General features: G+C 40.2%; 20 protein-coding genes. 10 read left to right on the forward strand and 10 right to left on the reverse strand.

Annotated features, from left to right (window positions below):
* The first annotated feature begins 190 nt into the window (after positions 1 to 190).
* The 9 genes from nrfA to HMPREF3020_RS07445 all read left to right on the forward strand — a co-directional run bounded on the left by nrfA (position 191) and on the right by HMPREF3020_RS07445 (position 10,133).
* Entirely contained in the window at positions 191 to 1,714 is a 1,524-nt protein-coding gene (gene nrfA / locus HMPREF3020_RS07405) for an ammonia-forming nitrite reductase cytochrome c552 subunit (RefSeq protein WP_180363118.1), read from the forward strand.
* Positions 1,715 to 1,786: 72 nt separating this feature from the next.
* Positions 1,787 to 2,452: a cytochrome c nitrite reductase pentaheme subunit gene (gene nrfB, locus HMPREF3020_RS07410; RefSeq protein WP_070776062.1), complete on the forward strand. Its 666-nt coding sequence runs from the start codon at positions 1,787 to 1,789 to the stop codon at positions 2,450 to 2,452.
* Positions 2,452 to 3,129, forward strand: a complete 678-nt coding sequence (nrfC, locus tag HMPREF3020_RS07415) for a cytochrome c nitrite reductase Fe-S protein (RefSeq protein ID WP_005695543.1) — start codon at positions 2,452 to 2,454, stop codon at positions 3,127 to 3,129. Before nrfB ends, nrfC begins: the two co-directional genes overlap by 1 nt.
* The gene (nrfD, locus tag HMPREF3020_RS07420) at positions 3,126 to 4,091 is read left to right on the forward strand and encodes a cytochrome c nitrite reductase subunit NrfD (RefSeq protein WP_070776063.1); all 966 of its coding nucleotides are present in this window, start codon (positions 3,126 to 3,128) and stop codon (positions 4,089 to 4,091) included. Before nrfC ends, nrfD begins: the two co-directional genes overlap by 4 nt.
* 147 nt (positions 4,092 to 4,238) lie before the next feature.
* On the forward strand, positions 4,239 to 6,143 hold the full coding sequence (gene nrfE, locus HMPREF3020_RS07425) for a heme lyase NrfEFG subunit NrfE (RefSeq protein ID WP_070776064.1): 1,905 nt from the start codon (positions 4,239 to 4,241) through the stop codon (positions 6,141 to 6,143).
* Complete coding sequence (locus HMPREF3020_RS07430) at positions 6,136 to 6,666, forward strand: DsbE family thiol:disulfide interchange protein (RefSeq protein WP_070776065.1); 531 nt, start codon at positions 6,136 to 6,138, stop codon at positions 6,664 to 6,666. The genes nrfE and HMPREF3020_RS07430 overlap by 8 nt, the downstream gene beginning before the upstream one ends.
* A 1-nt stretch (position 6,667) precedes the next feature.
* The gene (nrfF, locus tag HMPREF3020_RS07435) at positions 6,668 to 7,723 is read left to right on the forward strand and encodes a heme lyase NrfEFG subunit NrfF (RefSeq protein WP_070776066.1); all 1,056 of its coding nucleotides are present in this window, start codon (positions 6,668 to 6,670) and stop codon (positions 7,721 to 7,723) included.
* A gap of 3 nt (positions 7,724 to 7,726) precedes the next feature.
* Positions 7,727 to 8,929 (forward strand): BaiN/RdsA family NAD(P)/FAD-dependent oxidoreductase, encoded by a 1,203-nt coding sequence (locus HMPREF3020_RS07440; RefSeq protein WP_070776067.1) that lies wholly within the window; start codon positions 7,727 to 7,729, stop codon positions 8,927 to 8,929.
* Positions 8,930 to 9,038: 109 nt separating this feature from the next.
* Entirely contained in the window at positions 9,039 to 10,133 is a 1,095-nt protein-coding gene (locus tag HMPREF3020_RS07445; RefSeq protein ID WP_070776068.1) for a 5-methyltetrahydropteroyltriglutamate--homocysteine S-methyltransferase, read from the forward strand.
* A gap of 140 nt (positions 10,134 to 10,273) precedes the next feature.
* Here HMPREF3020_RS07445 and HMPREF3020_RS07450 read toward each other — a convergent pair whose 3' ends face one another.
* The 4 genes from HMPREF3020_RS07450 to HMPREF3020_RS07465 are packed head-to-tail and all read right to left on the reverse strand — an operon-like array spanning position 10,274 to position 15,427.
* Positions 10,274 to 11,590: an MFS transporter gene (locus HMPREF3020_RS07450; RefSeq protein ID WP_070776069.1), complete on the reverse strand. Its 1,317-nt coding sequence runs from the start codon at positions 11,588 to 11,590 to the stop codon at positions 10,274 to 10,276.
* Positions 11,591 to 11,643: 53 nt separating this feature from the next.
* Positions 11,644 to 12,387, reverse strand: a complete 744-nt coding sequence (menH, locus tag HMPREF3020_RS07455) for a 2-succinyl-6-hydroxy-2,4-cyclohexadiene-1-carboxylate synthase (protein ID WP_070776070.1) — start codon at positions 12,385 to 12,387, stop codon at positions 11,644 to 11,646.
* 47 nt (positions 12,388 to 12,434) lie between these two features.
* A complete protein-coding gene (menD, locus tag HMPREF3020_RS07460) occupies positions 12,435 to 14,141 on the reverse strand; it encodes a 2-succinyl-5-enolpyruvyl-6-hydroxy-3-cyclohexene-1-carboxylic-acid synthase (protein WP_070776071.1) in 1,707 nt (568 codons plus the stop codon).
* A 5-nt stretch (positions 14,142 to 14,146) separates the two neighbouring features.
* Complete coding sequence (locus HMPREF3020_RS07465) at positions 14,147 to 15,427, reverse strand: isochorismate synthase (protein ID WP_070776072.1); 1,281 nt, start codon at positions 15,425 to 15,427, stop codon at positions 14,147 to 14,149.
* 153 nt (positions 15,428 to 15,580) lie between these two features.
* On the opposite strand from HMPREF3020_RS07465, the gene HMPREF3020_RS07470 reads away from it, so the two are divergent.
* Positions 15,581 to 16,795, forward strand: a complete 1,215-nt coding sequence (locus HMPREF3020_RS07470; protein WP_070776073.1) for a pyridoxal phosphate-dependent aminotransferase — start codon at positions 15,581 to 15,583, stop codon at positions 16,793 to 16,795.
* A 50-nt stretch (positions 16,796 to 16,845) separates the two neighbouring features.
* Here the strand turns inward: HMPREF3020_RS07470 and HMPREF3020_RS07475 are convergent, their stop codons facing one another.
* The 6 genes from HMPREF3020_RS07475 to lepB all read right to left on the reverse strand — a co-directional run bounded on the left by HMPREF3020_RS07475 (position 16,846) and on the right by lepB (position 21,760).
* Complete coding sequence (locus HMPREF3020_RS07475; protein WP_180363119.1) at positions 16,846 to 17,778, reverse strand: phosphatidate cytidylyltransferase; 933 nt, start codon at positions 17,776 to 17,778, stop codon at positions 16,846 to 16,848.
* Between the two features lie 9 nt (positions 17,779 to 17,787).
* The gene (locus tag HMPREF3020_RS07480; RefSeq protein WP_070776075.1) at positions 17,788 to 18,420 is read right to left on the reverse strand and encodes a lysophospholipid acyltransferase family protein; all 633 of its coding nucleotides are present in this window, start codon (positions 18,418 to 18,420) and stop codon (positions 17,788 to 17,790) included.
* A gap of 11 nt (positions 18,421 to 18,431) precedes the next feature.
* Entirely contained in the window at positions 18,432 to 19,037 is a 606-nt protein-coding gene (locus HMPREF3020_RS07485) for a CDP-alcohol phosphatidyltransferase family protein (RefSeq protein WP_070776076.1), read from the reverse strand.
* 77 nt (positions 19,038 to 19,114) lie between these two features.
* Positions 19,115 to 20,029 (reverse strand): GTPase Era, encoded by a 915-nt coding sequence (gene era / locus HMPREF3020_RS07490; protein ID WP_070776077.1) that lies wholly within the window; start codon positions 20,027 to 20,029, stop codon positions 19,115 to 19,117.
* Entirely contained in the window at positions 20,026 to 20,709 is a 684-nt protein-coding gene (gene rnc / locus HMPREF3020_RS07495) for a ribonuclease III (RefSeq protein ID WP_005699979.1), read from the reverse strand. The genes era and rnc overlap by 4 nt, the downstream gene beginning before the upstream one ends.
* Before the next feature lies 1 nt (position 20,710).
* Positions 20,711 to 21,760, reverse strand: a complete 1,050-nt coding sequence (lepB, locus tag HMPREF3020_RS07500; RefSeq protein ID WP_070776078.1) for a signal peptidase I — start codon at positions 21,758 to 21,760, stop codon at positions 20,711 to 20,713.
* Positions 21,761 to 21,762 lie beyond the last annotated feature (2 nt).

The raw sequence follows: 21,762 nt of genomic DNA on the forward strand, positions 1-21,762 counted from the left end.
CCTCTTTAGAAGTATTTTGATTTTAAAGTTTGATCAACCTCAAAGTTTTGAAAAAAAACCTTAGGAAAACTACTGCTTTTTGGTATCTTATGCTTGCGTTGAGCTATTTTTATGAGTGAATTCAAAAGCTTAATAGGAATTGTTCGCATTTAAAATTGTTTTTTTATTCTTTCCTAATGGAGTGATTATCGTGAACGCATTGAGAAAAAGCCTTGTTTTGGCCACTTCTTTCGCAGCTTTAGGTGTGTATAACTCAGCGATGGCTGAAATGGTATACAAGCCTGTTGAACAACCTGTGGAAGCACCAAACCCTAATTTAAAAATCGAAGCAGTGAATGAAAAATTTGCTGAGAAATATCCTAGCCAATTCAATTCGTGGAAAGCGACTGAAAAAGGCGACAAAATCATCTATGCTAATGAACAAGATCCTCGTTTAATCGTGTTATGGGGGGGCTATTCTTTCGCAAAAGAATATAACGCACCTCGTGGTCACGTTTATGCAGTAGAAGATGTACGTAATATTTTACGTACTGGTGCGCCCAAAAATGCAAATGATGGCCCTCAACCAATGGCATGTTGGACTTGTAAAGGTCCAGACGTTCCTCGTTTAATTGCAGAATGGGGTGAAGATGGTTACTTTGGTGCCAAATGGGCTAAAGGTGGACCAGAAATTGTCAACTCGATCGGTTGTGCTGACTGTCACGATACGACCTCTAAAGACTTTGCTGAAGGCAAACCTGCATTACGTATTGCTCGTCCACACGTTCTTCGTGCATTAGATCACTTAAATAATGCACTTCAAGCAAAAGCAAAAGCTGAAGGTAAAGAACAAGCTAACTTAAGCTTTAACACAGCTGCTCGCACTGAAAAACGTGCTGAAATCTGTGCAAACTGTCATGTTGAATACTACTTCGCGGGCGACTTAAAACAAGTAACCTTCCCTTGGGATAACGGTCAAACTGTTGATGACATCGAAAAATACTATGATGATATCGGCTTCAGTGACTGGACTCACTCTCTTTCTAAAGCACCAATGTTAAAAGCGCAACACCCTGACTTTGAAATTTGGTCTTTAGGTATGCACGGTAAAAACGGCGTAACTTGTATCGACTGTCACATGCCTAAAGTACAAGGTAAAGACGGTAAAGTTTACACCGACCACCAAATCCAAAACCCATTCGATGCATTTGATACCACATGTGCAAACTGTCACGATCAAAGCAAAGAAAAACTTAAAGACATCGTTGCTTCACGTAAAAAAGAAGTGAAAGATGTAATGGGTCGTTTAGAAGATCAAGTTGTTCGTGCTCACTTTGAAGCGAAAGCGGCATGGGATGCAGGTGCAACTAAAGAAGAAATGGAACCTGCTTTAATGGATATCCGTCACGCTCAATGGCGTTGGGACTACGCAGCAGCAAGTCACGGTGGTCACATGCACGCACCTGATGTAATGCTTCGCGTATTAGGTTCTGGTATCGACAAAGCTGCGGATGCACGTGCTAAACTTGCAGCAATCTTAACTAAACATGGCGTGAAAACTCCGGTTGAAGTACCAGATATTTCTACAGCTGATAAAGCATGGAAAGTAATGGGTATTGATATCGAGAAAGAACGTCAAGCGAAAAAAGAATTCTTAGAAACTGTTGTACCTCAATGGGTAAAAGAAGCGAAAGCCAATGGCAAATTAGCTGAAGATACCGCAACAAAACAATAAAAAAAGAACCGCACTTTGTAACTAAAGTGTCGAAGTGCGGTCATTTTTAACCATATATTTGAGGTAATCAGAATGAATTTAACTTCTTTAATCAGCAAATCGGCAAAATCCCTTGCATTGCTTGCAATGCTTGCGGCAATGCCAATGGCTGCAAGTGCGGAAGAGATGGCAAAAACACCTGCCTCTCAACTCACTTACGAGCCACAAATGGATAACCAACGTGATCCAAACCAATATTGTGCAAAATGTCACAAATTTGACCAAGTTGATAAAAACCAAACTTTAGATCAATCTGGTGGTGAATTACACTTTGGTAAATTCCACGGCGCACACTTAAATCAAAAAAGCCCTAACACAGGTAAACCGATTAACTGTGTAAACTGTCACGGTAATATTTCGGAAGATCACCGTCGTGGTGCAAAAGATGTGATGCGTTTTGATGGCGATATCTTTGGTGATAAAAAACCAATGTATACCGCGCAAGAACAAAACCAAGTTTGTTTTGCTTGTCACCAACCTGCAAAACTTCGTGAAAAACTTTGGGCGCACGATGTTCACGCAATGAAATTGCCTTGTGCAAGCTGCCACACATTACACCCGAAAGATGATGCGATGAAAGGTATTCAACCGAAAAATCGTGTGAAACTTTGTGTAGATTGCCACGGCGAACAACAAAAACGCAAAGCGGCAAAAGACGCACAATCACAAACGCAATCAACCGAACAAAAGGATAAATAATGACAGCTTGTTCACGCCGAAACTTTGTTTCCGGCATGGGGGCATTAATCCTTATGACGGGGACATCAGTTACCTCTTTAGCGAAAGAGGAAAAGGCGGATAAACCGAAACGCTATGCAATGGTACACGACGAAACAGCTTGTATCGGCTGTACCGCTTGTATGGATGCTTGTCGTGAAACAAACCACGTTCCTGAAGGCGTTTCACGTTTGGAAATTCTCCGTAGTGAACCTTACGGCGAATTCCCAAATCAAGAATACGAGTTTTTCCGTCAATCTTGCCAACACTGTACAAACGCCCCTTGTGTGGCTGTTTGTCCAACCGGTGCATCATTTATTGATCCTGAAACAGGTATCGTAGATGTGCATAAAGATCTTTGTGTAGGTTGCCAATACTGTGTTGCAGTTTGTCCTTACCGCGTACGTTTCATTCACCCAGTACACCGTACTGCAGATAAATGTAACTTCTGTCGCGATACAAACTTAGCAGCTGGCAAACAACCTGCTTGTGTAGAAGCTTGTCCAACCAAAGCATTAACCTTTGGCGATATGAATGATCCAAGCAGTGCAGTTTCCCGCAAAGTGAAAGAAAATCCGGTTTATCGCACTAAAGTGGAATTAGGTACTCAACCAAATCTTTACCATATTCCATTCCAACACGGGGAGCCAAGAAGATGACATTAGATTATCCTGTTCCGTTTCACACACCTAATTTGGTGTGGGATTCAACAATCGCTATCTATTTGTTCTTACTTGGTATTTCTTCCGGTGCGGTACAATTAGCGATTGCTTATAAACGTAGTCACAAATTAGAAAATCCTAGCAAAAACTGGATTATCCGAGCAGCCGCCGTTTTAGGTTCTGTGCCAACATTAATTGGTTTAACCCTGTTAATTTTCCACTTGGCACGTCCTTGGACATTCTGGAAATTGATGTTTAACTATCAATTCAACTCTGTAATGTCTATGGGGGTAATGTTATTCCAAGTTTATATGCTGTTCTTGGTATGTTGGTGTGCGGTTATCTTCAAAGAAGATATCATGGCATTTATCCAACGTTTTATGCCAAAACTTGGTTTTGTCGGTAAAATTATCAATGTATTAGAACGTTTAACTGGTCCTGTAGAAGTTATTCTCTTCATCTTAGCCGCTGTGCTAGGGGCTTATACTGGTTTCTTACTTTCAGCATTGATCAGTTACCCAATGTTAAATAACCCTGTTCTACCAGCGTTATTCTTGGCGTCAGGTACCTCTTCCGGTATCGCTGCAACCTTCTTATTTATCCTCATTGCTGGTAAATTAAAAGGTGATAGCCATGAATCACACTTCATTCACAAATTTGAAGTGCCAATTATGGTGACTGAACTCGGTTTATTAATCTGTTTCTTTGTTGGTCTACACTTCGGTGGTGGTCAGAAAGTGGTTGCATTACACAATGCACTTTCCGGTTTCTGGGGTGCTGTGTTCTGGATTGGGGTATTCTTAATTGGTATCATCATTCCTCTACTTGCGAACCTTGCAGCAAAAGACAGTTTAAAATACAACAAGAACTTTATTATCCTTGTGTCAATCTTCGACTTAATCGGGGTTCTCTGCTTACGTTACTTTATCTTGTATGCAGGACAACTTACCGTTGCGTAAGGATAAACTTCTTATTTAATCAAAAGGCGTATACAATACGCCTTTTGTTTATTTAAAAGACTAAAGTGCGGTTAATTTTACGTATGTTTTTCATGCTTAAAATTAACCTTATTTTGTCAAATACAACCATTAATACTGAAGAATACTATGCTCCCCGAATTCGGATTTCTATCACTACTCTTCGCCACTACTGCAGCACTCTTACTTTCTATCGTGCCACAAATTGGTATTTGGCGAAATAAACCCTCTCTCACCAACACGGCTTGGGGATTAAGTTATTGTTTCGGTATTTTTACGAGCGTTTCAATCGGTATTCTTGCCTACTCTTTTGCAACAGATGACTTCACTTTGGAATACGTGGCAGCGCACTCCAATTCTCAACTACCAACATTTTTCAAAGTCGCCGCCACATGGGGCGGACACGAAGGCTCAATTTTATTTTGGCTTTTCACATTAAGTCTTTGGTTAGTGGCTTTTGCCTTTTTCTCTCGCAAAAATGACCGCACTTTTTCTGCACAAACCCTTTCTTTACTCGGCTTAATTTGTCTTGGGTTTGCTATTTTTATTTTGTTCTACTCCAATCCATTTGGACGTGCATTTCCTGCCCCTGCAGAAGGGCGAGATCTCAATCCAATGCTGCAAGATATTGGCTTAATTTTCCATCCGCCGCTTTTATATGTGGGTTATGTGGGCTTTGCTGTTAACTTTGCCATGTCAATTTCTGCCTTAATCTTTAATCGTTCTGCACAAGTAATTGCGCGTGCGATGCGAGCTTGGGTTCTCGTTTCTTGGTTATTCTTAACGTTAGGGATCGTTCTCGGTGCCTGGTGGGCATATTACGAATTAGGCTGGGGTGGCTGGTGGTTCTGGGACCCTGTAGAAAACGCCTCACTTATGCCATGGTTATTAGGACTTGCACTTTTACACAGCTTAATGGTGACTGAAAGACAAGGCATGTTTAGCTACTGGACAACACTCTTTTCCCTACTCGCTTTTGCATTTAGTGTATTAGGCACATTTATTGTCCGTTCAGGTGCATTAACCTCTGTTCATGCTTTTTCTTTAGATAGCTCCCGTGGTTATGTACTATTACTTATTTTCTTCTTATTGACTGTCGGCTCACTCAGTTTATTTGCCCTACGCACAAATACCAATGAAAGTGCGGTCAAATTTCCACTCATTTCTAAAACTGGGGCTATTTTAGGTTTAAACATCGTATTGACCGTCGCCACCGTCAGTACCTTCTTAGGCACCTTCTATCCGATGCTATTCCAAGCCATGAATTGGGGAAGTATTTCTGTGGGGGCCCCTTACTTTAATAGTATTTTCTTGCCATTGCTCACGTTAGTGCTTTTTGCGATGGCGGCGACGCTTTGCTTAAGCTGGTTTAAATCAGACAAAAAACGCTTTTTCAAACGTCTGTTATTACTTATTCCCGCTGCAGTAATTGCTTATGGCATGATTTGGAACGCGTTGCAAAATGACAGTGCGTTACGTTTCCATTTCTTTGCTTATGTATTACTCACCCTCGCTATTTGGGTATTATTCGTCACCTTATGGCAAAATTGGACAAAAGTAAGACTTGCCTATTTTGGAATGATTCTTGCACACTGCGGCGTGGCGATTGCCACAATGGGTGCCGTAATGAGTAGTTACTTTAGCAGTGAGTTAGGTGTTAGACTTGCACCACAACAAAGCCAACAATTAGGTCAATTTGAGTTCCACTACGATCGTTTTTCCAATGAAATTGGGCCAAACTTTACCGCCGAAGTCGCTTTCTTTAGCGTGTCAAAACAAGGCAAACCTTACGCTGAAATTGTACCGGAACGCCGTTATTATGATGTTCGAACTATGACCATGAGTGAAGTAGGGTTAGATGCTGGCTTTTGGGGCGATTTATATATTGTAATGGGCGATAACTTAGGTAAAGGCGAATTCACATTCCGTTTACATTACAAACCGCTTATTCGCTGGTTATGGCTCGGAGGCATTTTAATGGCACTTGGCGCATTATGTTCAGCCATCAATTTGAAGAGAAAACGTGATGAATAAAAAGTTTATTTTGTTTTTACCGCTGATTTTGTTATTGAGTATTTGCTTACTGCTTTTTGTTGGCTTACACAAAGATCCAAAACAAATTGCCTCAGCACTCATTGATAAGCCTGTGCCAGAATTCTATCAAGCGAATTTGCTTGAACCGAATCAAATTGTTAGCCCGAGAGATTTCCCAAAGAAACCTTTCCTACTTAACGTGTGGGGAAGTTGGTGTGGCTATTGCCAACAGGAACACCCTCTTTTGATGGAAATTTCAAAAGAAGTGCCCATTGTGGGTATCGATTATCGTGACAAACCACAAAATGGCATTGCGATGCTAGAACGTATGGGCAATCCATTTATACTGACCATTGACGATAGCCGTGGCGAATTTGCGATGCAATTAGGCGTAGATGGTGCACCAGAAACCTATGTTATCGATGAACACGGTATGATCCGTTATCGTCATTCTGGCTATATGGATCGCGAAACGTGGCTTACCGAAATCAAACCAAAACTTGATGAATTAACTAAAAAGTAAAATGAAAAAATTAACCCGATTTCTGACCGCACTTTTACTGACTTTCGCCCTTTTTGCTCACGCAGAAATGGTGGATACCTATGCGTTTAAAAACCAAGCCGATCGTACTCGTGCTGTTGAACTGGCAAAATCCTTACGTTGCCCACAATGTCAGAATCAGAACTTAGTTGAGTCCAATTCGCCGATTGCTTATGACTTACGTATTGAAGTCTATAAAATGGTGGATGAAGGAAAAACGAATCAGCAAATTATCGACACAATGACAGCACGTTTCGGTAATTTCGTGAACTATAAGCCCCCTTTTCAGTGGAATACCGCACTCCTCTGGTTATTGCCTATTTTGCTATTAATTGGGGCTTTTGCGTTGATTTTATTTTCCACAAAAAAATCAGAAGACGAACCGAAACAACTTGAAAATCAACTTCATACAGTGCCTAAAGAAGAAAAAAGTGCGCTCAAATTTGAAACCAAATCCGCTATTTGGGTCTTTGGTATTTTATTGGTTCTTCCTTTAAGTTATTACTTCTCTCTTGATCGTTTTGAGCGTGTTCAGCAAGGTGAAAAAGAGATGATTGAGCTTGCCAATAAAAAAGCAGATACATCAATGGTGCATCAAAAAGAAGATATGGTGCTCAAAATTCAAAATAAAATTCGAGAAGATGTGAATAACCCTGAGCTTTGGGCTCAGCTAGGTGATGCCTATATGCAAAATGATGAATTTGATCATGCACTCATTGCCTATAGCAATGCAGAAAAAATTTCAGGCACAACACCCGCGATTTTAGGCCTAAAAGCGACCGCACTTTATTATCAAGCTGGTCAAAACATCACACCACAAATCCAGCAAATAATGGATGAAGCGTTAAAACAAGATAAACATGAAATCTCGGTAATCACATTATTGGCGACTGAAGCCTTTAAAAATCATGAAGCCGAAAAAGCCAAAGCTTATTGGCAACAATTATTAGATTCAGGTAATGCTGCCGTGGATCGCCGTACTGTCATCCAACGAATCAAAATGATAGACTATTTTGAAAAAGGACAAACCTCACAATAAGCTATGTCTCATTATTCAGAAAATATCATTATTGGAGCCGGTGCTGCCGGCTTATTTTGTGCCGCACAGTTAGGAAAGCTGGGCAAACAAGCCACCATTTTTGATAACGGTAAGAAAATTGGTCGAAAAATTTTAATGTCTGGCGGCGGATTCTGTAATTTCACCAATATGGAAATCACATCTGGCCGTTATATCAGCCAAAATAAACACTTCGTCAAATCTGCCTTAAAACGTTATACACAATGGGATTTTATTGCTTTAGTCGCTGAGTACGGCATTCCTTACCACGAAAAAGAATTAGGTCAGTTATTTTGTGATAACGGTGCAGAAGATATCGTGAAGATGCTCGGAACAGAATGTGACAAATACGGTGTTCATATTCAACTACGTAGCGAAGTCAGTGATATTGAAGCCGTTGAAAACAACCCTAAAGTGCGGTTCAAATTAAAGGTAAATGCGGTTGAATGGCAATGCCAGAATTTGATTATCGCCACAGGAGGGCTCTCCATGCCCGGTTTAGGCGCTTCGCCTTTTGGCTATCAAATTGCAGAACAGTTTGGATTAAATGTGATTCCTCCGCGTGCAAGCCTTGTACCGTTCACATGGCGAGAAAGTGAAAAATTCTACACGGCACTATCCGGTATTTCATTAGATGTGGCGGCGACGAATCAGCACAAAACCTTTACTCATCAAATGCTATTCACCCATCGCGGTTTATCTGGTCCTGCTATTTTGCAAATATCCAATTATTGGCAACCGGGTGAAAGCATTCATTTAGATTTATTGCCTTATAGAGATATTCGCTATCACCTGGATGAAATGCGTCAATCTTCACCTAAATTGCAATTAAAGACTGTATTAAGTCGTTTATTGCCGAAGAAATTAGTCGAACTTTGGTTAGAACAAGGCTTAATTCAAGATGAAGTGATTGCAAATTTAAGTAAAGTGCGGTTAGAAAATCTAGAGAATTTAATCCACAACTGGCAATTCATTCCTAATGGCACTGAGGGCTACCGTACAGCTGAAGTCACGATGGGCGGTGTTGATACCCATGAGATTTCGTCCAAAACCATGGAAGCGACAAAGATTAAAGGCCTCTATTTTATTGGTGAGGTACTGGATGTTGTCGGCTGGTTAGGCGGCTACAATTTCCAATGGGCATGGAGTTCTGCAGCCGTTTGTGCAATGGGGATTGCTGAAAGCTAATTTTTCTCTGCATTAATTATTTTCATCATAAATGAAAAAATCATTACTTTGATCATGAAATATCCTTACGTTAAAATCATCATACTAAAATTAAAAAAAGGATATAAACATGACATCAAAAACACTTCCCTTCCACGCTGATACTGTGGGCTCATATTTACGTTCTCAACCTTTAAAAGAAGCCCGTGCAAAATTTGCAGCAGGCGAACTTTCGCGTGAACAATTAACGGAAATTGAAGATCTAGAAATTGCTAAATTAGTACAAGCACAGTTAGATGCCGGTATTCAAGTGATCACAGATGGGGAATATCGCCGTGCCTTTTGGCACATTGATTTCTTAGAAAACCTAAATGGCATTGAAGGTTATCACCCTGAACATGGTTATAAATTTAATGGTGTAGAAACCAAACCTTACAATACTCGCTGCTGCGGTAAAGTATCTTGGAATCCAAACCACCCATTTATCGAACATTTTAAAAAATTAAAAGACATTGTTGGAGATTGCGGTGTCGTAAAATATACCATTCCAAGCCCAAATCAATTAATGTATCCAATTCAATGGGATACTGGCGTTTATGCGACACGTGCAGAATTTGCCAAAGATGTTCAACAGGCTTATAAAGATGCGATCAAAGCCTTCTATGATGCAGGTTGCCGTTATTTACAATTTGATGATGTATATTGGGGATCACTCTGTAACAATCACTTAAAACCTGAATTTGAAGCAGATAAAGCACAAGCGCTTGAAAATATTCAAGTTGTATTAGCTGCTAAACCAGCTGATATGGTTATCACAACGCATGTTTGCCGTGGCAATTTCCGTTCAACCTATTTATTAACCGGTGCATACGATCCTATTGCGGATGCGTTATTTGGCCAAACCCAATACGATGGCTACTTCCTGGAATATGATGATGAGCGTTCTGGTGGGTTTGAACCATTAAAACACTTTGCCAATAATCCACACAAAGGCCGAGTCGTATTAGGCTTAATCAGTTCAAAATTCCCTGAATTAGAAGATAAAGCGGCTATTAAATCTCGCATTGAAGAAGCGACTAAATATGTTCCACTTGAACAGCTTTGCTTAAGCCCACAATGTGGTTTTGCGTCAACCGAAGAAGGGAATATCATGACGGAAGCACAGCAATGGGCAAAAGTCCGTTACGTTGAAGAAATTGCTAAAGAAGTATGGGGTGAAGATTAATTCATTTCATAAAAACATACTGTTTTTTAACCGCACTTTTGTAATCTGAGAGCGTAGCAATACGCTCTTTTTTATTACTTCCTTTCAATAAATAAAAAAGCTGATGTTATTCACATCAGCTTTTCATTATCAATTTGTCACTAGATTTGCGTTAAATCAACGTTTTTCGTTTCTTTTGAGGCTAATAACGCTAACAAGGTTAAGAATGCATTAATGGCTAAATAAATCCCCACGCCCATTAAGCCATAAAGTGCATTGATTTTTAATGAAATCATTGCCGCAATGGTTGCCCCGATAATGGATGCAATATTGTAGGCTAAAGAAGCGCCAGAATAACGTACTTCCGTTGGGAATAATTCAGGTAATAACGCCGCCATTGGACCAAATGTCATGCCCATTAATGCCATACCAATTACTAAGAAAGCAAATACAGAAGCTGGTGTACCGTTTCCAAGGAATAATGGCATACATAATGCAAAAATTAAAATGCTGACCGTTGTCCAAATCAACCATTTACGACGACCGATTTTATCTGCATAAAGACCTGAAATACTAATAAAAATCGCAAAAACGATCGCACTCATTAAAAGTAATCCCGTGAAGGTATTGGCAGGAATGCCTAACCCCATAGGATAGCCCGCTTCTGAAAGGGTTGCCGGTGTACGAGAATACGCTTGAGCAAAGGCGGTCATAATATAGAACAAGGAATAGGTTGCCACCATGATAAATGTACCAATCACCATTGGTTTAAAGTGTTTAGTGAAAACCACACTCACCGGTGCTTTTAATTTTTTCCCTTTTTCTTCCGCTTCAACGAAGACATGGCTCTCATGTAAAGTTAAACGAACATACAACCCAACTAAAACTAAGGCTAAAGAAGAAACAAACGGGATACGCCATGCCCACTCAACGAGGGCTTGTTGCCCCCAGAAATAGCTCACTAAGAAGAAGGTCGCATTAGCCACAAATAAGCCAATTGGCGCCCCTAATTGAGGGAATGTGCCATACCAAGCACGTTTTCCTTCTGGCGCATTTTCTGTTGCCACTAAAGCAGCGCCGCCCCATTCACCACCAAGACCAATACCCTGACCGACTCGGCAAATACATAACAAAATCGGTGCCCAAATACCAATTTGAGAATAAGTCGGCAATAAACCGATAACGACCGTAGATCCGCCCATTAAAACCAAAGAGGCAACCAAGGTTTTCTTACGACCAATCTTGTCACCAAAGTGTCCAAATAAAGCAGAACCAATTGGACGAGCAAAGAATGCTAAAGCTAATGTCGAAAGAGAAAGCAAATCATCTGAAAGCGGATCGCCACTATGGAAGAATTGCGTGTTAAAAACTAATACTGCCGCAGCGGCATAGATATAATAATCGAAGAATTCAATTGCGGTACCCACCATAGAGGCTAAAGCAACCTTAAATGGATCATTACGAAGTTGTGAGGACATTTTGCTTCCTTAAGAGTCAAATAAAATGAAAGGGCTAAATCCTAGCATTTCTCTTAAAGTTGAGCAATTTTTAATACGATATTTTCTATTTTTTCAGCAAAATATGTCGGATTTTCTAAATGTGCATTATGACCAGCATCAGGAATAATCGTTAAATCAAGTTGATTATCCTCTGCCATCTGGCGAAACTTCTGATCTCGTTCACCACAAAAATAAAAAAATGACAGCAAACTTGACCGCACTTTCTCTCGAAAATCAGGCTGTTTGGCAAGACTAGTGGCTAATAACATATGACCAATATTTGCACCACAATTGGCTTTTCGCTTTTCAATTAATGCCTTATGTTGCTGTTCATTTAAATGAGAAAAAACAGGTTGTTGATACCAATCTTCGAGCACGGTTTCAGGCTTTTCATGGAAAAAACGCTCAGCCCACATTTCGTCATTGACCAAACGACTTTGTTTTTCTTGTTCAGATTGTAAACCTAAATTCGCCCCTTCTAAAATGACAGCCTTTAAATGCCCTATTTTTACTCTAGCTTGCAGTGCATAATATTGTGCGATTCGTCCACCAAGTGAATAACCAATTAAGATATAAGGCTCATCTTTTATGAGATGTTGAATTTGTTCTTCAAGGAACTGAGCGGTTTGCTCAAAATCTTCAACGGCAACAGCTTTATTCTCTCCATGAAAGGGTAAATCGAGAGAGAAACAACGAAAGTGCGGTAGATTTTCGATGACTTTTTGCCAATCTGATTTCGTACCTAATAAACCATGAAGAAAAACAAGATTCATCATAATAATGCCATATAAAGAAATCCCCTCTATATAAGAGGGGAAAGAAATTATTCACCAATCACCGCGTGGCTGATTTGTTCAATCAAGCGCTTATAGGTTGCGCTGCCATCACTTGGGTTTGTTTTGATTTCAATTAATGTCGCACGGCGGCGAGTATAAGCTTGTTTTAACACGGAGCTTAAATCTGCCCAGGTGTAAGGCAGGGCATATTTTAAGCCAAACATTGCCGCGACTTGAGAGAAATCACCATTATGTGGCAAGCGATAGAACTGCTCTTTCACCTCTTCATCCACCGGCAACATATCAAAGATTGCGCCACCATTATTGTTAATTACAAAAATAATAGTTGGTTGAGTCACATTCTTAAATAAGGCTAAAGAGTTTAAATCATAAAGCGTAGACGTATCACCAATCATGGCGACCACTGGTTGATCAGCACCGATACCAATACCTGCAGCCGTTGCTAATAAGCCATCAATCCCACTTGCACCACGGTTGGTGAAAATCGGATACCCTTCAGGCAATTTGGTTAAAGCATCAACCAAACGTACAAAAAGACTGTTTCCTAAGAACAAAATACCGTTGTAAGGTAAAACACGTTCAATATGATGTGCTAATGAGGCTTCATTAAGATTGCCACCAACTTGTTGTTCGATAAAGGTTGCACAGAATTTTGAAAGCGCAAGTGGCTCGAGTAACCAAGGTTTTTGACGCAATGGCGGATGTGCACGCAACCAATGATGTGCTTTGGCGTTAAAGCGAGTTTGCGTATGGCGATTAGGATCAACTGCATTTTGACTTTGCTCCACCACCCAAAATTCGCCTTGGAACTCCGCTAAGAATTGGTTAATACGTTTACTGATAAAACGAGAACCAAATTGAATCACGATATCAGCTTGAAGTAATTTTTGCTTTACGGTTTGGTTTGCTAGCCAAATATCCGCATAAGGCATGAGCGGTTCAACACCGGATTGAATATCCGTCAGCAAAATCCATCCCATGGTATTTGCCCATGAGTTAATACCCATTGCTTGTTCAGGCGTTAATTGCCCTGCCACAATCACACCACGTTTTGTACGCCAGCTATCCCAATTCTCATGCATCAACACTTCTTGTTGCAATGGTTGATGATCAACCCAATTTTTAGGCTGACTTAACCAACGTTGAATTGGCATTAACCATGGATGACCGTCAATTTCTTGATCCTGGGCATTATAAAGTGGTTCAGCAAAAGGTACATTAATATGCACCACGCCTGGTTGTTGCTTTTGTTTATAGCAAGCTTGTTCTAACGTAGAAATTAACCATTTCGCTGCATAATCGGCTTGAGGCTTCGGTAAATTGACACTTGCCACTGGGTAATCAGCAAACATATTTTGTTGCACGATCGCTTGATTTGCACCACATTCCCACAATTCAGGTGGTCGATCGGCAGTAAGAATAATTAGATTCACGCCTGTTTGGCGAGCTTCAATAATCGCTGGATATAAATTTGCTGCTGCGGTGCCCGAGGTGACAATCACGGCAACAGGTGCTTGCGTGGATTTTGCAATACCCAAAGCAAAAAAGCCTAAGCCACGTTCATCAAAGTGACTATGGCACGTTGCTCGAGAGGCATTTTGTAAACGCACAGCTTCTAGCGTTAAAGGTGTTGATCGTGAACCAGGCGCAATACAAAAGTGACTCACCCCTTGGCGAACCAAGGTTTCTAAGATCACCTTTGACCAACAACGATTAAATACGCTTACAGACATTCTTCTTATTCTCCGTTATTCTCTGCAAACAGGGAAATGAGCCCTGCCGCTTTACGTTCAATTTCCAACCACTCTTCTACAGGTTGTGAGCCTTCCACAATACCGGCTCCAGCAAATACACGCACTTGTTTTTCTTCGATAAAAGCCGAGCGAATGGTGACACAAAATTCTGATAGATGTTGATTCATCACACCTAATGTACCGGCATACCAACGACGATCAAAGGTTTCTATTTCAGCCAAAGCTTTCCTCGCTTGCTGCTGTGGTAAGCCTGATACAGCCGCCGTTGGATGGATCGCTTTCAGCAAATCGGCATCCGTACAAAGTGCGGTCAATTTTGCTTGCATTTTTCTAATTAAATGCTGCACTTTGCGTAGTGACTTTAATGCGACATCATCAACAGTAATTTGTTCCACTAAGTGACTGATATTTTGTGAAATATCTTCAACCACTAACCAGTTTTCATTGAGGTTTTTTTCGTCATTTAACAGCCAATTCGCACGTTCGTCATTTTCACTCGGATTATCACTAACAGGTGCTGTCCCCGCAAGCGCTTCCGTGAATAACTGACGATCATCACGTGCAAATAAGCGTTCTGGTGTCGATCCCACAAAACAGTTTTGAGCATTATCTGCCCATAAAAAATGGTAACAACCACTATTTTTTGCTTGGCTTGCAGCAAGAAAATCTTTTCCGCTTAGCTCACCCTGAATACCAAACACGGTTTCATTTGCCAAAACGAGCTTAGTTAATTCACCCTGTCGAATTCGAGTGAGTGCTTGATTGACCCAGTCACACCAGGTGTCTTGATTCGCTTTTGGCTCTACACTTTCGATGGTTAATTGATTAAGGGGTGAAAGTGCGGTCATTTTTTCAAATGAATTCAAAATCATTTTTGCCGAATCAAGCTCATTTGGATCAACAAAAACTAAAACCACTGTCTCACCATTTTGCTGTTCAATTAAAACTTGCGGCAAAATAAACTGACTTTCACCTTGGAACTGTAAACCGCCCACTAACGGGAAATTGTGCTCTTGAATAAATTGCTGTGCCAAATTCACATCTGAAAATGACCGCACTTTCCCTACGGCAGCGACGGTTTTATCTTCATCACGAAAACGTAAATAAAATTGTGGATAAACAAGCTGTCCTTTCATCCATGCCAAAAGATCAACACCCAATTTCATCTTCATCTGAAGACGTGCAATAGCAGGTTGCTGATCAGTTATCGCCAAAGTTTCAAATTGGCGAATTAGCTCAGATTTAGCTTGTTCTAAAGGGCCCATGAAAAATAATAAAACACAAAAAAATTAGCCCATATTCTACCGCACTTTAATACATTCAAAAAATTTTTTTATTAAATCTTTTCAAGATAAGAATTTAAGCGTAAATTAGACACAATTTTTGAATGAAAATCTAATTATCATAGGATGTTACTAATGAGATCTTTTCCGAAATCAGACAAATTAGAACACGTTTGCTACGATATTCGTGGACCGGTTCACAAAGAAGCTTTACGCCTAGAAGAAGAAGGCAATAAAATTTTAAAACTTAATATCGGCAACCCTGCCCCATTTGGTTTTGAAGCGCCAGATGAAATTTTAGTCGATGTCATCCGCAACTTACCCTCTGCACAAGGTTATTGCGATTCCAAAGGGTTATATTCGGCACGTAAGGCTATCGTGCAATACTATCAATCGAAAGGTATTCATGATGCGACAGTAAACGATGTGTACATCGGAAATGGTGTATCTGAATTGATTACCATGTCCATGCAAGCACTTCTCAATGATGGTGATGAAGTATTGGTCCCAATGCCTGACTATCCATTATGGACCGCGGCTGTGACGTTAGCGGGCGGAAAAGCAGTACATTATTTATGTGATGAAGAAGCGGGTTGGTTCCCTGCTATTGATGATATTCGCGCGAAAGTCAATGCCAAAACCAAAGCTATCGTAGTAATCAACCCGAACAACCCGACAGGTGCGGTTTATAGCAAAGCGTTACTCGAAGAAATTATCCAAGTTGCACGTGAAAATAATCTGATTATTTTTGCTGATGAAATTTATGACAAGATTCTCTACGACGGTGCTATCCACCATCATATTGCTGCTCTTGCACCAGATGTATTAACCATTACATTCAATGGTTTATCAAAAGCGTATCGTGTTGCGGGTTTCCGTCAAGGTTGGATGATTTTAAATGGGCCAAAACAACATGCTAAAGGCTATATTGAAGGCTTGGATATGTTGGCGTCTATGCGTTTATGTGCAAACGTACCAATGCAACACGCCATTCAAACCGCATTAGGTGGCTATCAAAGTATTAATGAATTTGTTCAACCGGGCGGTCGTTTGCTGGAACAACGCAATAAAGCCTATGAGTTACTGACTCAAATCCCGGGTATTAGCTGCGTAAAACCAATGGGAGCGATGTATATGTTCCCGAAACTCGATATCCAAAAATTCAACATTCATAGTGATGAAAAATTTGTGCTCGATTTATTACGTAAAGAGAAAGTACTTCTCGTGCATGGTAAAGGCTTTAATTGGCATTCACCGGATCACTTCCGAGTGGTAACACTTCCTTATACCGGCCAATTAGAAGAGGCAATTGGCAAATTGGCACGATTCTTAGAGACTTATCGTCAATAATAAAAAAGAGCGGTTAATTAACCGCTCTTTTTTTATTTCATGATTTATAACTATGCCCAGAAATAGCGCACCACATGGAAGAAAATAGGTGCGGAGAAACACAGTGAATCCATTCGGTCTAAAATCCCGCCATGGCCACTGATCATATTCCCCCAGTCTTTCACGCCCATACTGCGTTTCATTGCTGACATCACAAGTCCCCCTAAGAATCCCATTAAGCAAATTAACAGACTCATTAAAAAGGCTTGCCATGCATTAAATGGTGTCATCCAATGAAGCAACATCCCTAATAAACTTGCGCTTAATACCCCACCAACAAACCCTTCTACCGTTTTAGATGGCGATAAGGTTGGCGCAATTTTGCGTTTACCGAAAAGTTTACCCCAAACGTATTGTAACACATCGCTAGACTGTACTACCAAGATTAAGAAGATCATTAATAAAAGATTTTTTCCTTCATAACCAGAGATATCAAGGGTCAATAAAGCGGGGATATGTGAAATACAGAATACACTAATCATCAATGCCCACTGAATTTTCGTTGAACGATCTAAGAAATGCGCCGGATCGCCGAGTAATGCCGACAGAATAGGTAAAAATAAGAAGCCATATACGGGAATGAAAATGGTGAACATGCTAAACCAATCAATGGCGACTAAAAAATATTGCAATGGCAAGATCACATAAAAACAAGCGGCTAGCGCAAGATGATCGCCTCGACGAATATTCAATAGAGAAAGAAACTCACGCAATCCCATAAATGAAATAATCAAAAAGAGCCCAATTACGCCATAAAAGCCCAATAAACTCGCAATAAAGATAATCCCAATCATCACCCACCAAGCATTGATGCGTGCATTCAGGTTATCAATAACGCTATTCGGTGTATCCACACCCGATCTGCGTTTTAAAATATATCCCACTGAGGAAGCAAAAATTAAAGCGATAAATAAACCACCGAAGAGTTGCCATATTTCTGTCATCATTTGCTCCTAAGATTTGCCTTTTTCACTGACGTTTAAACTTAATAATGCCGATTGAGCACGTGTCAGAAACACCTCTTTAGTTTCATCTGTCCCAATCTTTAATGGCTCGCCCACATAAAGATCACATAACAATGGTATCGGTAAAATAAAGCCTTTTGGTAAAACATTATTCATATTACTAATCCAAACGGGTACAAACTCACAATCAGAATTTTCTTTTGCTAAATAAAACAACCCACTTTTAAACGGCTGAAGTGGTAAATCATCATCCACCTTACGAGTTCCTTCAGGAAAAATAATCAGGGAGTCATTGACTAATGCTTCACTCATTTGTCGTATGGCAGCTTTTGGATCTTGGCTATTACGTTCAATCAGTAACATATTAAATACTTTATAGGCTAAAAAGCGACGAATTGCGCCTTTCGTCCAATAATCTTTGCCTGCAACAGGGCGAGTTTGTTTTCTTACTTCATAAGGCAATGAAATCCAAAGTAAGATAAAATCCCCATGACTATTATGATTGGCAAAATAGACACGATGCCCTTCTGAAGATTGTTCCGCAATTGCGGCTTGTGGTCGAACGCCTGTAATAAAAGAAGCAAAACGACACAATAAAAAATCGATTAATCTCGCAAACATATTTGCTCCTATTATTCCGTCACTTCGGCTAAACCATTTTTTACTCGCTTAATACAAGTCACAATGAGCAAGATAATGACGATATTGGCTACCCACCAGAAAAGTGAATGCAAGCTACCATTCACTGCATAAAGTAAACCGATCACACCAAATACGAATGCACGATCACTTTTACCCATTGGGCCATCATAGCGACGCGTTTTGCCTTGAACTTGCCCTAAAATGCCGCATAACTCACTCAACGCGGCAAGCCAAATAATACATGAGATTTGAATACCATCAAAAGGCGCGACAAAAGCAAAAGGAAGGTAAAGTGCTGCATCAGAGACTACATCAGTAATTTCATTAAGATACCCCCCTAATCGACTTTTTTGATTGAATTCACGTGCTAACATGCCATCAACAGCATTCAGCGCCATACGCAAAAACAACCAAATAGGAATAAGGAAGAAAAGAGTGGAAAATGTCGGGAATAGTGCGAGAACCACACCTAATAAAATTGAAAGTAAGCAAGCAATTAGCGTAACTTGATTTGCTGTTACGCCTTTTGCTGCTAATTGCCTAACTAAAGGCCGAAGTAAATTCTGAAATTTGGGTTTTAAGGCATAGATACTCATCTACCATCTCCTTGTTTTTATTAGTAAACATAAAAATTTCGCTAATAATAGAATAGTATAGAGTATTACTCAAGTTTTTATTCATCCATATAACCTAGACTTCTTAAGGCGCGTTCATCGTCTGCCCAACCAGACTTCACTTTAACCCAAAGTTCAAGGTGTACTTTATTATCAAATAAGCGTTCCATATCAGCGCGAGCTTCCATACCAATGGTTTTAATTTTTTGCCCTTGAGCCCCAATCACCATTTTCTTTTGACCTTCGCGCTCAACTAAAATCAAGCCATTGATTTCATAAGTACCACGCTCATTTACTTTAAATTGTTCAATTTCAACTGTTACCGAATAAGGTAGCTCTTCCCCTGTGAAACGCATTAATTTTTCACGGATAATTTCTGACGCCATAAAGCGCTGTGAACGATCCGTTACATAATCTTCAGGGAAGTGATGAACACCTTTACGTAATGATTGACGAACAATTTTCTCTAATTGATGGACATTATTACCTCGTTGCGCAGATATCGGCACAATATGAGCAAAGTTAAACTTACTGCCTAAATCTGTAATAAATGGCAATAAATCATCTTTATTCTTGATGTTATCAACTTTGTTGATGGCGAGTACGACAGGCGCCTTGGCATTACGTAATTTGTTTAACACCATTTCATCATCGGCATTCCAATGTGTACCATCCACAACAAAAATAATGAGATCCACATCCCCGATTGCCGAGCTTGCAGCACGGTTCATTAAACGATTAATCGTGCGTTTTTCTTCAATATGAAGTCCTGGCGTATCTACATAAATTTCTTGGTAGATGCCTTCCGTTTTAATTCCCACAATACGGTGACGCGTGGTTTGCGCCTTGCGGGAAGTAATCGAGATTTTTTGTCCCAAAATTTTATTTAACAGAGTAGATTTCCCTACATTTGGGCGACCTACGATAGCGATAAAGCCACAATAGGTCTCTTGTTCTTGATTTAATTCGGTCATTTAATTTCCAATGTTTTTAAGATTTGTTCTGCGGCCGCTTGTTCTGCTTTACGGCGGCTAGAACCTTTCGCAATAAAAGTGCGGTCAATATTGGGTACATTTTTTACTGTACATTCTACGGTGAAGGTTTGGCAATGGGCTTCGCCTTCAATTTTGATTACTTCATAGGTTGGTAAGGCAAAATGCTTACCTTGTAAATACTCTTGCAAGCGCGTTTTGGCATCTTTTTGGTTATCACCCGGTTTAATTTCGGCGAGTAAAGTTTTATACCAGCTACGCACAATATCTGCTGCTTTATCAAAGCTTGAATCTAATGCCATTGCGCCAATTACCGCTTCAACACAATCGGCCAAAATCGATTCACGACGAAAGCCCCCACTTTTCAATTCACCTGAACCTAAGGACATATAATCCCCAAGCTCAAAATTGCGGGCAATCATCGCCAAGGTGGGCTCACGGACTAATGTGGCACGCATTCTGCTAAGTTCACCTTCATTACAACGAGGGAATTGATGATAAAGCGCATCAGCAATGACATAATTGAGAATCGAATCACCTAGAAATTCTAGGCGTTCATTATGTTGAGTGGAGGCACTGCGGTGTGTCAGTGCCAATTTTAAATTTTTTAGATCGGAAAATTGATAACCAATTTTTCGTTCTAGTCGATCTAAATGATTCATATTAATTAATTTTTGTAAAGAAACGGTCTAAACGGAAGCCTGTAGGCCACTCATTTGGTTCTTTTTCTAAACTCATCCAAATATAAGTGGCTTTACCCACGATATTTTTTTCTGGTACAAATCCCCAAAAACGGCTGTCATCACTATGATCACGGTTATCTCCCATCACAAAATATTGCCCTTCTGGCACAATCCATTCTGCAGTAGGTAAGCCTTCTTGTGGATAGAATTCAATCCCCGAATAACGGCGCATTGGCTCCACTAAAATACTATGTGTCACGTCACCGATTTCCAAATATTCCACTTGCGTTGGGAATGCTGGATTTGTGGGTTCTTGTTTATATTCAAACGCTTTAGTTTGGCAATCTATTTCGCAAGGTTTGCCATCTTTGCCATAAACCAATGTTAAAGCACTTTTTTCAACATCAAGGATAATGCGGTCTCCGCCTTTCCCTACAATACGTTTAATGTAATCTACACCAGACATATTGTTTTTAGATGTTAATGCAAGATTTTCAGCATAAGCGGCTCGCGTTGCCCCTAAGCTTGTACGAAGTAACGCTTGTTCCGGCGCTTTAAACACGATCACATCACCACGTTCTGGTTTATTACCTTCAATAATCGTATTTTGGAAAATGGGGTCTTTAATACCATAAGTATATTTATTAACAACGAGGAAATCCCCTACGCGTAACGTCGCTTCCATTGATCCTGATGGAATTTGGAATGGTTCAAAAATAAATGAACGCACAAGGAATACCACGGATAACACAGGGAAAAGCGAAGAAATAAATTCTGAGCCTTCTGAAATTGGCTCAATTTTCGCTTTTTCTTCGTCCGTTAATGCTTTGCCTGAACGTTGTTCTGCCCGTGCAATTTGACGACGACGTCTCGGCATCACGGCAAAGCGGTGATAACACCATAAAATGCCGGAAAGTGCGGTTAAAATCAGCAATAAAATACTGAATGTGTTAGGCAGTTGGAAATAATCTAACGCTTTCCAACCAGCAAAGCCTACGGCTAACAACAGAATAAAAAATACATTCGACATTG

The sequence above is a fragment of the Haemophilus sp. HMSC068C11 genome, from assembly GCF_001815355.1.
In the GTDB taxonomy this organism is placed as follows: Bacteria; Pseudomonadota; Gammaproteobacteria; order Enterobacterales; family Pasteurellaceae; genus Haemophilus_D.